This window comes from Roseateles sp. UC29_93 (assembly GCF_042695725.1).
GTDB lineage: Bacteria > Pseudomonadota > Gammaproteobacteria > Burkholderiales > Burkholderiaceae_C > Roseateles > Roseateles noduli_A.
The window spans coordinates 2,583,774-2,598,506 of the sequence record NZ_CP170545.1 but is presented as its reverse complement, the minus strand read 5'-3'; the positions used below and the strand labels follow the sequence as shown (position 1 = coordinate 2,598,506).

Sequence of the window (14,733 nt, the reverse complement as noted above, 5' to 3'; positions counted from 1 at the left end):
GCAGCACCGGATTTCCCCATGAGCCAGAACGAGACCCTGTTCGCCCGCGCCCAGCGCGTCATTCCCGGCGGCGTGAATTCGCCGGTGCGCGCCTTCCGCGCGGTCGGCGGCACACCGCGCTTCATCACGCGCGGCGAAGGCGCCTACATCGTCGACGCCGACGGCAAGCGCTACATCGACTACATCGGCTCCTGGGGCCCGATGATCCTGGGCCACGGCCATCCGGCGGTCGTCGAGGCGGTCCAGAAGGCCGTGCTGGAGGGCTTCTCCTTCGGCGCGCCGACCGAGCGCGAGGTCGAACTGGCCGAGGAGATCCTGGCGCTGGTCCCCAGCTGCGAGCAGGTCCGCCTGGTCAGCTCCGGCACCGAGGCGACGATGAGCGCGATCCGGCTGGCCCGCGGCGCGACGCAGCGCAACAAGTTCATCAAGTTCGAGGGCTGCTACCACGGCCACACCGACGCGCTGCTGGTGAAGGCAGGCTCGGGCCTGGCGACCTTCGGTCACCCGACCTCGGCCGGCGTGCCGGAGGCGACGGCGCAGCACACCATCGTGCTGGAGTACAACAACGTCGCCCAGCTGGAAGAGGCCTTCGCCCTGCACGGTCCGGAACTGGCCTGCGTGATCGTCGAGCCGATCGCCGGCAACATGAACTTCGTGCGCGCCAGCGTGCCCTTCATGACCCGGATGCGCGCGCTGTGCCGCGAGCACGGCGCCCTGCTGGTGCTGGACGAGGTGATGACCGGTTTCCGCGTCGGCCTGCGCAGCGCGCAGGGCGTGTACGCCGACCTGATCCCCGGTTTCGTGCCGGACATCAGCGTGTTCGGCAAGGTCATCGGCGGCGGCATGCCGCTGGCGGCCTTCGGCGCGAGCCGCGAGATCATGCGCCACCTCGCCCCGCTGGGCGGTGTCTACCAGGCGGGCACGCTGTCGGGCAACCCGGTGGCGACCGCCTGCGGCCTGGCGACGCTGCGCGAGATCAAGAAGCCCGGATTCTTCGATGCCCTGTCGGCGCGCACGCGCCGTCTGGTCGACGGCCTGAAGACCGTGGCGGCCGAGAACGGCGTGCCGTTCAGCGCCGACAGCGAAGGCGGCATGTTCGGCTTCTTCCTGATGCCGGAGCTGCCGCAGAACTACACGACCGTCATGACGACGGACAAGGAGCGCTTCAACCGCTTCTTCCACGCGATGCTGGACGCCGGCGTGTACCTGGCGCCGGCGCTCTACGAGGCCGGCTTCGTGTCCGCCGCGCACACCGATGCGGACATCGACGCCACGCTGGAAGCAGCCCGCGCCGCACTGCGCTGAGCGCGTCGGCAGACCGGGCGGGCGGCCCGGTTGCCGGTTCGGGAAAGCCTGGCCTCGGCAAACACTGAGCCAGCCCTGTCGCGATCCTTTCAAACCGCGACAGGCATTACGCTTGCTTACCGATTGGTACAGCAGCTGAGAGACAGACATGCATATCCACATCCTTGGCATCTGCGGCACCTTCATGGGCGGCCTGGCGGCCCTCGCCCGTGAAGCCGGCCACACGGTGACCGGTTGCGATGCCAACGTCTATCCGCCGATGTCGACGCAGCTCGAGGCCCTCGGCATCGAGCTGATCCAGGGCTTCGGCGCGGAACAGCTGGCCCTCAAGCCCGATCTGTTCGTGATCGGCAACGTGGTGACGCGCTCGTCCGAGGGACGCTTCCCGCTGATGGAGGCCATCCTCGACGCCGGCCTGCCCTACACCAGCGGACCGCAATGGCTCGCGGAGCACGTGCTCCAGGGCAGGCACGTGCTGGCGGTCGCCGGCACGCACGGCAAGACCTCGACGAGCTCGATGCTGACCTGGATCCTGGAATCGGCGGGCCTGGCGCCGGGTTTCCTGATCGGCGGCGTGCCGCAGAACTTCGGTGTCTCGGCGCGCCTGGGCGGCGGCAGCTTCTTCGTCATCGAGGCCGACGAGTACGACACCGCCTTCTTCGACAAGCGCAGCAAGTTCGTCCACTACCGCCCGCGCACGGCGATCCTGAACAACCTCGAGCACGACCACGCCGACATCTTCCCGGACCTGACCGCGATCGAGACCCAGTTCCACCACTTGGTGCGAACGGTGCCCGCATCGGGGCGGCTGGTCGTCAACGCGCGCGAGGAAGCGCTGCAGCGCGTGCTGTCGCGCGGCTGCTGGAGCGAGGTGCAACGCTTCGGCGCCCGCAAGGAGGAGCCCGGCGCGCTGCGCGCGCGCGGCGAGCCTCAGTCCTTCGACGTGCTGCGCGGCAGCCTGAAGGTCGGCCACGTCAACTGGGAGCTGCTTGGCGAGCACAACCAGCTCAACGCGCTGGCGGCGATCGCCGCGGCGGAGCACGTCGGCGTCGATGCCGGGCAGGCAGCGGCATCGCTGGACAGCTTCAAGAACGTGCGCCGGCGGCTGGAACTGCGCGGCGAGGTGCGCGGCATCAAGGTCTACGACGACTTCGCGCACCACCCGACGGCCATCCACACGACCGTCGACGGCCTGCGCCGCCGGATCGCGCCGCAGGAACGCATCCTGGCGGTCTTCGAGCCGCGTTCGAACACGATGAAGCTGGGCACGATGAAGGCGCAACTCCCCTGGGCGCTGGAGGAAGCCGACCTGAGCTTCTGCAACCAGGACGGCCTGACCTGGGACGCACGCGAGGCACTGGCCCCGCTCGGCGAGCAGGGCCTGGTGGGCGCGAACGTCGACGACCTGGTGGCGATGGTCAAGCGCGCGGCCAAGTCCGGCGATCATGTGCTGTGCATGAGCAACGGCGGCTTCGGCGGCATCCACGAAAAGCTGCTGGACGCGCTGAAGTAAACCGGCGATCCTGCGCCGCCGGCCCGGTTTGCATCGGCGGCGGATGGGCACGCCGCGTGCCGATCCGGCGATCCCCGCCCCCTGCAAGATCCTTCAAGATTCCCGAGGAGCGACTTCACGATGAGTGGTCCTGGCAAGCTGGTGCCTGCGCTGCAGAACCGGTCCTTCCTGTGCCTGCTGGCGCTGGTGACGGTGGCGTTCGGCTGGATCGTGTGGCCGATGATGAGCGCGATCCTGTGGGGCGTGGCGCTGGCCATCGTGTTCCAGCCGCTGTATCGCAAGCTGCTGCGCAAGACGAAGCGGCCCGGGCCGTCGGCGGGGCTGACGATCCTCGTGATCCTGCTGCTGGTCGTGCTGCCGATGACCTACGTGATGGGCGCGCTGGTGCGGGAGGCGGCGGTCGTCTTCGAGATGGTCAAGTCCGGCCAGTTCAACTTCAACACCTATGTGGCGCAGATCTACGCGGCGCTGCCGTCGTGGCTGCTCGACGTGCTGGAGCGGCTGGGTCTGCACAACCTGGCGAACCTGCAGGAGAAGCTGGGCAGCGCGCTGAACCAGGGCAGCCAGTTCATGGCGACGAAGGCGCTGGGTTTCGGGCAGGACACCTTCGATTTCCTGGTGAGTTTCTTCGTGATGCTCTACCTGCTCTACTTCCTGCTGCGCGACGGCGAGCAGCTCTCGACGCGCATCCGCGATGCGCTGCCGCTGCAGGACTCGTACAAGCGCCAGCTGGGCGAGAAGTTCCGGACGGTGATCCGCGCGACGGTCAAGGGCAACATCGCCGTGGCGGCGATCCAGGGCGCGCTGGGCGGTATCGCGTTCTGGGTGCTGGGCATTCACGCGCCGGTGCTGTGGGCGGTGCTGATGGCCTTCCTGTCGCTGCTGCCCGCGGTCGGCGCGGCGCTGGTGTGGGCGCCGGTGGCGATCTACCTGCTGTCGACCGGGCACGTCGGCTCCGGCATCGGCCTGATCGTCTTCGGCACCGTGGTCATCGGCCTGGTGGACAACCTGCTGCGCCCGCTGCTGGTCGGCAAGGACACCAAGATGCCGGACTACGTGGTGCTGCTGTCGACGCTGGGCGGGATGGCGGTGTTCGGCATCAACGGCTTCGTCATCGGCCCGCTGATCGCGGCGATGTTCATCGCGGTCTGGGACATCGTCGCGGCCGAACGGCGCTATCCGGTCGGAGACAACCACTGACCGGCCAGCGCCCGCACCAACGAAAAAGGCCGGCTTTCGCCGGCCTTTGCGTTGCTGGGCGTGCGACCGCGAGGCCGCTCGCCCGGCATCACGTCCGCGTCATCGTCGCCTTCAGCACGCTGCTGAGGAAGTCCAGGCTTTCCGCCAGGTGGGCGCGGGTCTCGATCGAGCCCTTGCCCTGCGCGGCGCGCAGGTCGCTCTGCAGCTGCACGGCGTGCAGGCGCAGCACCGCGTAGGCATCGGCGAACTGGCCCGAGGCCGCGCCGCTCTTGGTCAGGTTGGCCTGGATGCGACGCAGGTACTCGCGCTGCAGGTTGCGGCGCAGCGGATCGATCTCCGCGCCGGTCTTGAGCTCGCTCCAGATCGAGGCCTGCAGCGTGCCGTAGACCTCGCCGATCGTGATCAGGCCCTTGCGCTGCGACACCGGCACATAGGCCGGCAGCTCCATCAGGCGGATCGCCGTCTGCGCCTGCAGCAGGCGGTCCAGCGACCCCAGCTGCACCCGCGCCACCGCCGCCGGGATGTTCACGAAGCCCGCGCGCATGAACTCGACATAGTCGGTCGTGATCGAGGTCAGGAACTCCGGCTTGAAGCGGAAGCTGTCGGCGCTGAAGATGCCCTGCGCCAGGAAGCGCAGCGCCTCGCGCTGCTTGGCCGGATCGACCGGCCGCATCGCCGCGACCGACGCGCCCGGCACGTCGCGGTGCGTGTACATGCCGCCGACGTACTTGCCCACCAGGTCCGACGCGCGCGCCAGCTGGTTGAAGCCGCTGGCCAGTTGCCGGCGCTGGCGCAGCGGATCGTCGCCCGCTTCTGGCGTCCGGTTCTGCACGCGCGTCCACAGCTCCTGCGTCAGCTTCAGGCGCTTGCGGAAGTAGGCCATCGGGTCGTCGCCGAGGTCGAAGCGGTTGATCGTCGGATCCATGCCGTCGAACGGGCCGAAGCCGCCGGCGTCGGTGTCGTCCGCGTACGCATGACCCGGCAGCGTGTTCTGCGCGGCGACGCGCTTGAGCTCCGCCTCTTCCTGCTCCTTGGGCACCTGCTTGTAGGCGTACTCGATCGCCCAGTAGTCGTAGGTGCCCAGCGTCGTGTTGTTGTAGGTGGTCGGCGCCTCGCCCTCCAGCGGGATGTTGTAGGCGTTGTAGTCCATCACCGAGGCCGACAGGCCGTTGGCGTCGGTCCAGGCCTTGTCCTTGAGCTGCGCCTGCGTCACCTGCGTCGAGGCCTTGAAGTTGTGCTTCAGGCCGAGCGTGTGACCCACCTCATGCATGATCACGTCCTTGATCCGGGCCTGGATGAAGGCGTCGGCTTCGGGGCTGTCCGGCGCGATGTCGCCGCGAGCCTCGAGCACGTCCAGCGCGAAGTCCATCTCCGCCGCCGCGTCGTGCGCGTAGGTGCAGTAGGTCGCGTTGCGACCCTCGCGCCAGCCCTGGTTCAGCGCGGCCAGCGCCTGCGCCTCTTCCGCCAGCGTCGACACCTGGCCGCCGGCCATGCCGCGCGGCGCGTCTTCCGCGATGAAGGCGCGGCCGCCGCGGGCGAACACGTCGCTCATGCCGATGTCGGCGTCCAGGATCTCGCCGGTGCGCGGGTCCAGATGGCTCGGGCCGATCGCGAAGCCCACGTCGGAGCCGACGAACCAGCGGATCGACGCGTGCGACGCGTCCATGTTGTCCCAGTCCGCGTCATCGGGCTGCTGCTTGGCCACGACCGCGTTCTTGAAGCCGATCTTCTCGAAGGCCTTGTTCCATTCCAGGATGCCGGCCTCGACCGCGGGGCGGTACTTCGGCGGGATGTTCTTGTCCATCCAGTAGGTGATGGGCTGCACCGGCTCGGACAAGGCCGCCGCCGGGTCCTTCTTCTCCAGGCGCCAGCGCGCGATGTAGTGGACGCGCGGATTGGGCTTGGCGTCGTCGCTCAGGTCGGTGAAGGACTCGGTGAAGTGACCCAGGCGGCCGTCGGCGCGGCGCGTGGCCATCTTCTCTTCCGGCAGCGCGCGGAAGTTGTAGACGAAGCCCATGAACATCGAGCGCGGATCCGGCAGCGCCTGCGGCGGCGTCGGCACCGGGACCGGCGGAGCCACCAGCGGCGGCGCGGGGATGCGCGGCGTGAAGTAGTGGACCTTGGCGTTCAGCGTCGTGAGCTGCGCGTCGGCGCGGGTGTGCTCGAAGTACGAGTTGCCGCGGTCGACGTTGTAAGGCAGCCGGTAGGCCATTTCCAGGCGCGTGGACATGCCGGGGATGTCGCTCAGCAGCAGGCCGGCGTCGACCAGGAAGGCCTTGCGCTCGGGGTGGTCCGCGCTGGCGACCGGACCGGCCGCGATCAGGCTGGGCGAGAACGCCTCCTCGCCGGCGCGCTTGCCGCCGCCCTCGGCGCGGAACGCCGTGTTCAGCGCGATCAGCTGGATCGAATTGCCGACGCGGCGCCACTCGGCCAGGATCTCCGGGCCCATCTGGCTGGCGTAGAAGCCGCGCTCGCCGATCGAGCTCGTGATGTTGATGGTGAACAGGAAGGGCTTGTTCAGCATCGCCCGCGGGATCTCGAGCCAGACCTTCTCGTCCTTGCGCAGGATCGGGAAGAGACCGTCGTCGCGCTTGGTGTCGCGGCTGACTTCGGCGAAGGGCTTCGGCGCGGTCGGATCGGCGGCGGGACGCGGCGCCGTCATCGGCGACGAAGCGCCCGGCTGGCCCGGTGCCCCCGAGGCGGCGCTGGCCGGCGGCTGCGCCGCCTGCGCGGTCGGCGCGGTGGTGGAGGTGCCGGCCGGGCCGGTCGTGGCGCAGGCGGTGAGCAGCAGCGCCGCGGCGGCGATGGCCGTCAGCTGGATCGTGTCCCTGTGGATCATGGATCGATGTGGTCGTGGGTCCGTCCTGGAGGGGCCGGACCGTGTTGAGAAAGCGGGCGTTGCGGTCGTTGCGCCGCATGGGCCCCGGTGAAGCGGGCAATGTGCGGGGCCGGGGCCCTCGCGTCAATGCGCACTAACGAGCGCGCAGCCCCTGCGAATCGCGCGTTTGGCGATGATCGCCCACGTCGACGTCCGCCCACCCGTGCCGGAAGTGACCCGGCCACCCGGCGCGGGGGGTGCCGCCTACACTGCCCCGCCATGAGTCCCCCGTCCTCCGCTGCGGCCGCGCAGCCCTCCCCCACCGAGCCCACCGTCGCCCGTCGCACCCATCTCCTCTACCTGCACGGGTTCCGCTCGTCGCCGCGTTCGGCGAAGGCCTTGCGGATGGCGCGATGGACGGCGGAACACCGTCCGGACCTGGTCTTCGTGTGCCCGCAGCTGCCGCCGTCGCCGCGCGAGGCGATGGCGCTCGTCGACACGCTGATCCGCGACTGGCCGCGCGACACGATGGCCGTGATGGGAAGTTCGCTCGGCGGGTTCTATGCCACCTGGGTCGCGCAGCACACCGGCGCGCGGACCGTGCTGCTGAATCCGGCTGTGGATCCGGCCCGGGACCTCGCCCACTACATCGGCGAACAGACCTGCTGGCAGAACCCGGAGGAGCGCTTCTTCTTCCGGCCCGAGTTCGTCGACGAACTCGTCGCGCTGAATGCAGGCACGCTGGCGCATCCCGACCGGATGCTCGCGGTGATCGCCAAGGGCGACGAGGTGCTCGACTGGCGCGAGATGCACGCGCGCTACGCGTCCTGCCGGATCAAGCTGCTCGAAGGCAGCGACCATGGCCTGGCCGACTTCGACGACTACCTGGACGAACTGACCGCCTTCCTCGGCCTCTGACCGGCGATTGGAAGTGCTTCAGCGCAGCTGCAGCAGGACGCTCCAGTGCTGCTGGTTGAGATCGGACTTCTCGCAGGTGACGTCCTCGGCGCAAGGGCTGCCGGGACGCGGCCGGTTCGTCGGGGCACTCGCGTAGTGGCGACGGGACAGCAGGCCCGCCTCGTTGACCATCAGCTGGCGACGGGTCACGGCCTGCAGCACGTTGCCGCCGATCGATTCGATCTTCAGCGCGCGGCGGTCGACCGACACCACGACATCGCAGTGCGACTTGGTGCGGTTGTCGATGCGATCGGCCAGGGCCTGCCAATCCGCGAAGGTATCGAGCACCGGCCGGCCGCGCGAGTAGCAGATCAAGTCGCCGACGCGCGGCGCGGTGCGCCGGATGTCGCAGGCGCGGAAGGCGTAGCCCGGCGTCTCGCGCAGCGCGCCGCCGATGTAGACGGCGTGGGCGCCGGAGAAATGGAAGGCTTGGTCGCTCAGCCCCGCCTCGTGCATCACGAACGAGATGAACGCGCCTGACCATGGCGAATCGGAGATGGCGGTCCGCACGAGCGCCTCGCGCATCTGCTCCGCCTGCGGCGCGTCTGCCGGCACGGCGGCGAGCAGCGGGCCCAATGCGTCGACGCGGCTCCTGCCGGCCGACACCGGATCGTCGAGCAGGTCCGGCGCCCACTTGAGGTCGCGCTGGCCGAGGAGGCCGGGCCGATGCTGGTCCAGCGTCTGCCAGTAGTGCCACACACGTCGCCATGCGTAGCGATCGGCGGGCGGCGCGACATCGCCATCGGCGGTGCGCAGCGGTTCGGTCTCCGTCTCCACCGAGCCGAACTTCCACAGATGTCCGCGTGCATCGATGCGATGGCCGTTGAAGCGCTGGTACTCCTGCATCGCGATCGACGCGATGCGCGCGCCGACGTCGGGGGCCGTACCCGGGGGCCTCGCACGACTGCGCGGCGGCGAGCGCGGGAACGAACGCCGTTGCCGTCGCGAGCACGGCGTGGACAAGGCATCGATGCGGCGGGAAGGTCATGGCGGCGCGGCGGCGTGAAGTCGCGCGCATTGTGGGAGCGCCCCGGGACCATCGGTCATGCCAATCGGCGGGACGGTCATTCCCGGCGGCTATCGCCGGTCTCGCCCGCGCACACGTCCCGGCGGGACATGCCGTCGCCGCTACTTCCTCCGGCCCGTCGCCTTCAGGAGCAGCAAGGTCACCAGGCCGGTGAGCAGCACGATCAATCCGACGACGACCCAGAACCCGTGCGGATGCGCCAGCAGCGGCAGCCCGCCGACGTTCATGCCGAACAGGCCGCTGATCAGGTTGATCGGCAGCGCCAGCACGGTGACCATCGTCAGCACATACAGCGTCTGGTTGTTCTCCTGCGCGACACGTGCGGAGGTCTCGTCCTGCACCGCGCGGATCCGCTCCTGCAGCGCCTGGATGTCGCGCAGCACCAGCGCGAATTCTTCGCTGGCCTGCTGCAGCTGCTGCTTGTCGCGCTCGGCGACCCACCCCGGCGGATTCGACAGCATGCGCAGCAGCGCGCTCGGCTCCGGCGCCAGCAACCGTTGCAAGCGCACCATCAGCCGCCTCAGCGCGGCGACCTCGGAACCGTGGCCGGCATGACGCCCGGCGAGCAGCGCATCCTCGATGTCGTCGACCCGTTCGGTGGCCTGGCGCACGATGCGCTGGAGCTCGTCGGCCTGGTCGCGCAGCAGGTGGTCGAGCAGCGCGACGCTGGACCGCGGCCGGTCGCCGCGCTTGATCGCCATCCGCAGCCGATCCACCGAGCGCAGCGGCGCGCGCCGCACGCTCAGCACCAGGTGCTCGCTGACCTGCATCCACAGCGTCGAGACATCGCCCACGTCGAAGGCGAAATCGAAGGTCACGTCGTTGAGCACGGCGAACAGGTGGTCGCCGACGCGCTCGATCCGCGACGAGCGCGAGCCCTGCTGCTGCGCCTCGTCGAAGCTCTCGGCCAGTGCGGCATTGCGGCGCAGCCAGGGCAGCGCGCCCGCATGCGCCAGGTTCAGGTGCAGCCAGAGATAGCCGCCGTCCGGCTCGGCGAGCCGGGCCTGGGCCTGCGCCAGCGTCGGCAGCGCCTCGGTCGGCCGGTCCGGATGGATCCAGAAGCCGCAGATCAGGCCGTGCTCGTCTCCGCCATACGGGCCGGCATAGGGACCGGTCAATCCCCCCGGGAGCTGCGTCGTGTCATTCATCGCCATCGGCGGATGGTAGACGCGCGATCGCCTCTCCATGCGGACCCGCTGCCCGGTCTGCAAGCCGGTCGACAGGTTCACGCCCGGCGGCAGGAACACGATGATCGTCGAGCCCTGCTCGAACCAGCCCATCTCCTCGCCGCGCGCGTGATCGTGGCCCACCTCGAAGCGATGCGGACCGGGGTGGTCCGGGCGCAAGGTCAGGTCCAGCGCATGCAGCCTCAAGCTGGCGACCAGGATCGCCGCCACCGGCACCAGCGCGATCGGCGTGCCGTCGGGCAGCGTGCATTCGAGGGCGGCACGGACGTTGCGGCAGAACAGCCGCTCCACGCGCTTGAGCGCGATCGGATTGACGTTCCAGGTGTCGCCCGCGATGTGCGTGACGCGCTGGATGCGCAGGTCGGCCGGCGCGTGAAAGCGGTGGTACATCGCCGAGGTCAGCCGCAGCGTCACATAGGTGCCGTTGAGATAGGGCGCGGCGCGCGTGGCATCGCCGAACAGATCGGCGATGCGGTAGTCCATGCCCTTGGCCTGCAGCGCCATCCCACGCGTGACCGGGCCGTGCGCCCCAACGATGGCGTCACAGGGGCTCACGATCGTGGCCGGCGCCGGGTCGACCGGCCGCCGTCCCGGCTTCAGCCGGCGCGTGAACACGTCCCGCAGCGAGCGGTAGCCGTGGGCGGGCGGCTCGGCCTCGCTCAGGTCGAGGTCGGTGAACATCCGCCAGACCGCGACGCTGAAACGCGTCAACGCCGGGCTGTCGATCCGGGCGTACCGGCCCATGAAGCGGGTCAGCGCCAGGCGGGGCACCCGGTTGGTGAGGAGGAAGTTGAGGGACTCCTGCTGGGTCAGACGGTCGCGAAAGCGGGCCAGTTTCATTGACATGTCAATTCCGTCGGATACACCCCGGTAATTTGCCAACGCTGTGTGACAGCTGAACGAGGCTCCGGAGGCCCATGCCCATGTCGACGACGTTCTTCACCTTTGACCTGTTGCCCGTCGCCGCGGCGGCGGCGGGACTGTTGGCGCTGTACTACGCGCCGACCGGCTGGCGACGCCTGCAGCTCTCCCGCGCGAAGCATCCATCGCTGGCGGGTCACTCGCGCATGGCGGTGCGGCTGGCGCGCCTGATGCCGACGCAGCGCTTCGACGACGCGCACTTCTTCAACGCCGACGACGCGCCGGCCGACATCGTCGCGACGCGGCGATCCAGCTTCGCCGCGCTGTCGCACACGCTGAAGACGCGCCACGCGCGCAGCATCGCCGCGACGCAGTCGATGAAGCCGTCGCTCCCCGACCTGCAGTTCACCAGCAGCTACCGGGTACCGCCGTCGTTCAGCCCGCTCGTGCAGCGCGAGCTGCCGCTGGGGCCGGTGATGGTCGCCAGCGACGGCCACTGGCTGACCGACTTCGACGGCGAGCGCTTCATCGACCTGGCCGGGAGCTACGGCGTGAACCTGTTCGGCTACGCGTTCTATCAGCGCTGCATCGCCGAGGGCGCGGCGCGCGTGGACGCGCTGGGACCGGTGCTCGGCGTCTATCACCCGCTGGTCGAGGACAACGTGCGCCGCATCCTGTCGCACGCGCGGATGGACCAGCTCTCCTTCCACATGTCCGGCACCGAGGCGGTGATGCAGGCGGTGCGGCTGGCGCGGTACCACACGGGGAAAACGCACCTGGTGCGCTTCTGCGGCGCGTACCACGGCTGGTGGGACGAGGCGCAGCCGGGCCCCGGCAATCCCTTGCCCGCCGAGCGCACCTACACGCTGCGCGACATGCATGAACGCAGCCTGCAGGTGCTGCGCACGCGGCGCGACATCGCCTGCGTGCTGGTGAATCCGCTGCAGGCGCTGCATCCCAACAAGCCGGCGCCGGGCGACGGCTCGCTGGTCGACAGCTCCCGCCGCGCGTCCTACGACAAGGCCGCCTATGCCGCCTGGCTGCGCGAGCTGCGGCAGGTCTGCACCGAGCGCGGCATCGCGCTCATCTTCGACGAGGTGTTCATGGGCTTCCGCCTCGGCGCGGGTGGCGCGCAGGCCTACTTCGGCGTGCAGGCGGACCTGGTGACCTACGGCAAGACGCTGGGCGGCGGCCTGCCGGTCGGCGTGGTCTGCGGCCGCGCGGCGTGGATGAAGCGCTTCCGCGACGAACGTCCCGCCGATGTCTGCTTCGCGCGCGGCACCTTCAACACGCATCCGTACGTGATGGGCGCGATGTCGGTGTTCCTCGACGCGCTGGAGGACCCCGACCGCCTGCGTCGGCTCGATGAACAGGACGAGCAGCAGGATGGCCGGCGCGCGCGGTTGAACGCGGCGCTCGAGGCAGAACAGCTGCCGCTGCGCGCTGCCAACATGTCGTCGATCTGGACGCTCTATTACACGGAGCCGTCGCGCTACAACTGGATGCTGCAGTACTTCCTGCGCGAGCAAGGCCTGGCACTGAGCTGGGTCGGCACGGGCCGGCTCATCTTCAGCCTGGACTTCAGCGACGCGGACTTCGACGAAGTCCAGCGCCGCATCGTCGCCGCGGCCCGTGCGATGCGCGACGGCGGCTGGTGGAGCAACCCGGCGCTGCCGACCAACAAGGCGATCAAGCGCCGGCTGCTGATGGAGACGCTCGGGCTGCACAGCTGACGATCACGGCGAGTCAGCCATCGACCAGGGGCTGCAGGCATCCCCCGCGAATCCCCCATGACTCCCCAATGACTCCCCACAAGGCGGGGCGCCTCGACATTCATTGACGAATGTCAGAGCGCCCCGTTGTCCTGGGCGCCGCGCGATTCCTAGACTGCTCCGCCTTGCATGCGCATTTGCGTGTGCCATTGGGAGTTGTCACATGTATTCCACCTTTTGCGTTGCCAACGCCTTCATCGGGCGCGCGCTCGACGGTCGTCTGCGCGATCTGAACTCGATGAAGCTTCAGAAGCTCATGTTCTTCGCGCAGGCCTGGCGCCTCGAGAAGAAGGGCATCCCGCTCTTCCAGGACACCTTTCTCCACGGCGCGACTGGCCCTGCGCTTCCTTTCAGCGTGCTGGCGGCGTTCCTGGGAGTGATCCGAGGGCTGTTTCCGGGGAAGGACGAGCGCGCTCCCGCGCCTCCTTGACCACCTCCTCGATCGCCTTCACGACGACCTCCGGCTTGTCCCGCTGGATGTAGTGACCCGATCCCTCGACCGGCTGAAGTTCCTTGCCGCCGACCAGCGGCAGCCAGTTCGGCTCCAGGTTGTGCACCATCGTCTCGAACCCGCTCGCCATTTCCGTCGGCGAATAGACCGTGCGCGTCAACACCCGCACCGGCACGTTCGGCCGCGGCTTCTGCCACAGCGTGTCGATGCAGTCCTGCTGCTGCAGGAACTCCGCCTGCATCATGCCCCGGAACACCCGCCGGCTCATGCTGTCCAGCATGTTGGCCATCACCGGTACCTCGACCTGCATGCGTCGCAGGTGCAGCGGATGCGTCGCATCGACGAGCACGATGCCCGCCACCTCGTCCGGATACAACCGCGAGAACGCGTACTGGTACAGCCCCGCCGATCGAATGGCCGACCAGCACGTACGGCGGCTTGATGCCGGCGCTCTGCAGCAGTCCGTGCAGTTCGGTCGCGATCCCGCAGGGATTGCGCGGCACCGGCGGCGTGGCCGTGCTGTCGCCGTAGCCGGGGCGGTCGTAGGCGAACACGCTGTGGTCGGCACGCAGCTCGTTCAGCACCGTCGCCCACGGATCACGACCATCGCCGAGCCCCGATTGCAGGACGACCGTCGGCTCGCCGTGACCCACCTTCGTGAAGACGATCGGACCGCCCGTGACCCGCTGGTTGCCGGTGTTCGGCATCGGACTGGCGCAGCCGGCCAGCACGGCGGCCGCGGTCGCAAGGACCACCGCCAACGACATCGGCGCCCGAAGGCGCCGTTCAACTCCACACATGCGGGAACTCCTTCTTCCGGCGAACCGGCCGGTCCCGCATCTGTGCGCGATCCCCGCAAGGAGGATCGCGGCACGTGTCATCCCTGGTGGATCAGGCCGCCTGTTCGCCGTTCCCGGCATTGTGCCCATCGTCGCGCGGCCACAACGCGGGATCCAGCCGCTCACCGCGCAACAGTTGCAACGGTGCCCGGTGATAGAGCTGGATGTCGTGGAAGGGGTCCGTGATGATCTTCGTCGCCCAGGCCAGCCCGGTGCGCAGGTCGCGGATCACCGCCAGCTGCAGGACGCGGAACACCAGACCGCCGACGCCCAGCCAGAACCACACGAGGCCGAGCTGATGCAGGTACTCGGTGAAGCTGGCGGCCGGCGCGAACAGGCCGAACAGGCCCGGCTGCAGCCACAGCGCGACCGGCGAGGCGGCCCACAGCGCCATCAGCACGACCTTGCGGCGCAGGTTGTAGCCGATCTTGATCTCTTCCTTGTGCTCGTGCGTCGCCTGGTTGACGTGGTCGTAGCCCTTGGGCTCGAAGAAGAAATGGCCGGCCTGGCGGCTGGTCATCGACACGCCCCACGCCAGCAGCGCCGACCACGCGGGATCGACCAGCAACAGCCCGTAGGCGACCACGAAGCAGCAGGCGCTCAGCAGATGCAGCGACTGGTTGATGCGGCAATGGTGGTAGTAGCGGTGGTCGTCCCAACGCTGTTCATTCAGAAGTGCCAGAAAGTCCTTCATGGGGGCCTCGTCCTTGAAATGAGCGGTGAGCGTGACGCCGGTCGATGTCAGTGCCGTGATGGCCCGGTGATGCATCGATGACGGACGCGTGGCGACTGTGTCGATCGGC

11 protein-coding genes and 1 pseudogene are annotated in these 14,733 nt (G+C 69.0%); 6 read left to right on the top strand and 6 right to left on the bottom strand.

Translation table 11 applies throughout. The annotated features are described in order from the left end of the window. Positions 1–18 precede the first annotated feature (18 nt). The 3 genes from hemL (at position 19) to ACFJIX_RS11950 (ending at position 4,018) form a co-directional block, all read left to right on the top strand. Entirely contained in the window at positions 19–1,305 is a 1,287-nt protein-coding gene (hemL, locus tag ACFJIX_RS11960; protein ID WP_377160244.1) for a glutamate-1-semialdehyde 2,1-aminomutase, read from the top strand. A gap of 148 nt (positions 1,306–1,453) precedes the next feature. Continuing rightward, entirely contained in the window at positions 1,454–2,818 is a 1,365-nt protein-coding gene (gene mpl, locus ACFJIX_RS11955) for a UDP-N-acetylmuramate:L-alanyl-gamma-D-glutamyl-meso-diaminopimelate ligase (RefSeq protein ID WP_377160242.1), read from the top strand. A gap of 120 nt (positions 2,819–2,938) precedes the next feature. Continuing rightward, positions 2,939–4,018 (top strand): AI-2E family transporter, encoded by a 1,080-nt coding sequence (locus ACFJIX_RS11950; protein WP_377160240.1) that lies wholly within the window; start codon positions 2,939–2,941, stop codon positions 4,016–4,018. Positions 4,019–4,106: 88 nt separating this feature from the next. Here the strand turns inward: ACFJIX_RS11950 and ACFJIX_RS11945 are convergent, their stop codons facing one another. After that, positions 4,107–6,857, bottom strand: a complete 2,751-nt coding sequence (locus tag ACFJIX_RS11945; RefSeq protein WP_377160238.1) for a zinc-dependent metalloprotease — start codon at positions 6,855–6,857, stop codon at positions 4,107–4,109. A 258-nt stretch (positions 6,858–7,115) separates the two neighbouring features. On the opposite strand from ACFJIX_RS11945, the gene ACFJIX_RS11940 reads away from it, so the two are divergent. Next, on the top strand, positions 7,116–7,754 hold the full coding sequence (locus tag ACFJIX_RS11940; RefSeq protein WP_377160236.1) for a YqiA/YcfP family alpha/beta fold hydrolase: 639 nt from the start codon (positions 7,116–7,118) through the stop codon (positions 7,752–7,754). Positions 7,755–7,772: 18 nt separating this feature from the next. On the opposite strand, the gene ACFJIX_RS11935 is transcribed toward ACFJIX_RS11940, so the two are convergent. Together ACFJIX_RS11935 and asd are read right to left on the bottom strand one after the other, a co-directional pair. Beyond that, on the bottom strand, positions 7,773–8,639 hold the full coding sequence (locus ACFJIX_RS11935; RefSeq protein ID WP_377160234.1) for a DUF2272 domain-containing protein: 867 nt from the start codon (positions 8,637–8,639) through the stop codon (positions 7,773–7,775). 282 nt (positions 8,640–8,921) lie between these two features. Next, positions 8,922–10,853 (bottom strand): archaetidylserine decarboxylase, encoded by a 1,932-nt coding sequence (gene asd / locus ACFJIX_RS11930; protein ID WP_377160232.1) that lies wholly within the window; start codon positions 10,851–10,853, stop codon positions 8,922–8,924. 77 nt (positions 10,854–10,930) lie between these two features. Here asd and ACFJIX_RS11925 point away from each other — a divergent pair, with 77 nt between their 5' ends. Further along, entirely contained in the window at positions 10,931–12,601 is a 1,671-nt protein-coding gene (locus tag ACFJIX_RS11925) for an aminotransferase class III-fold pyridoxal phosphate-dependent enzyme (RefSeq protein ID WP_377160229.1), read from the top strand. Positions 12,602–12,803: 202 nt separating this feature from the next. Further along, positions 12,804–13,070: a type II toxin-antitoxin system antitoxin SocA domain-containing protein gene (locus ACFJIX_RS11920; RefSeq protein ID WP_377161732.1), complete on the top strand. Its 267-nt coding sequence runs from the start codon at positions 12,804–12,806 to the stop codon at positions 13,068–13,070. Here ACFJIX_RS11920 and ACFJIX_RS11915 read toward each other — a convergent pair. The 3 genes and pseudogenes from ACFJIX_RS11915 to ACFJIX_RS11905 form a co-directional block, all read right to left on the bottom strand. Further along, positions 12,991–13,467, bottom strand: a complete 477-nt coding sequence (locus ACFJIX_RS11915) for an alpha/beta fold hydrolase (protein ID WP_377162155.1) — start codon at positions 13,465–13,467, stop codon at positions 12,991–12,993. The genes ACFJIX_RS11920 and ACFJIX_RS11915 overlap by 80 nt on opposite strands. A gap of 31 nt (positions 13,468–13,498) precedes the next feature. After that, positions 13,499–13,798 (bottom strand): annotated as a pseudogene (locus ACFJIX_RS11910) (alpha/beta fold hydrolase); the annotation flags it as partial. A 184-nt stretch (positions 13,799–13,982) separates the two neighbouring features. Continuing rightward, on the bottom strand, positions 13,983–14,624 hold the full coding sequence (locus ACFJIX_RS11905; protein ID WP_377160227.1) for a hypothetical protein: 642 nt from the start codon (positions 14,622–14,624) through the stop codon (positions 13,983–13,985). Positions 14,625–14,733 lie beyond the last annotated feature (109 nt).

Excerpts from the sequence above, each read along its gene's own strand:
- asd (WP_377160232.1), bottom strand. The coding sequence starts at position 10,853 with ATGTCAATGAAACTGGCCCGCTTTCGCGACCGTCTGACCCAGCAGGAG.
- ACFJIX_RS11940 (WP_377160236.1), top strand. The coding sequence starts at position 7,116 with ATGAGTCCCCCGTCCTCCGCTGCGGCCGCGCAGCCCTCCCCCACCGAG.
- ACFJIX_RS11905 (WP_377160227.1), bottom strand. The coding sequence starts at position 14,624 with ATGAAGGACTTTCTGGCACTTCTGAATGAACAGCGTTGGGACGACCAC.
- ACFJIX_RS11925 (WP_377160229.1), top strand. The coding sequence starts at position 10,931 with ATGTCGACGACGTTCTTCACCTTTGACCTGTTGCCCGTCGCCGCGGCG.
- hemL (WP_377160244.1), top strand. The coding sequence starts at position 19 with ATGAGCCAGAACGAGACCCTGTTCGCCCGCGCCCAGCGCGTCATTCCC.
- mpl (WP_377160242.1), top strand. The coding sequence starts at position 1,454 with ATGCATATCCACATCCTTGGCATCTGCGGCACCTTCATGGGCGGCCTG.
- ACFJIX_RS11920 (WP_377161732.1), top strand. The coding sequence starts at position 12,804 with ATGTATTCCACCTTTTGCGTTGCCAACGCCTTCATCGGGCGCGCGCTC.
- ACFJIX_RS11950 (WP_377160240.1), top strand. The coding sequence starts at position 2,939 with ATGAGTGGTCCTGGCAAGCTGGTGCCTGCGCTGCAGAACCGGTCCTTC.
- ACFJIX_RS11945 (WP_377160238.1), bottom strand. The coding sequence starts at position 6,857 with ATGATCCACAGGGACACGATCCAGCTGACGGCCATCGCCGCCGCGGCG.
- ACFJIX_RS11935 (WP_377160234.1), bottom strand. The coding sequence starts at position 8,639 with ATGCAGGAGTACCAGCGCTTCAACGGCCATCGCATCGATGCACGCGGA.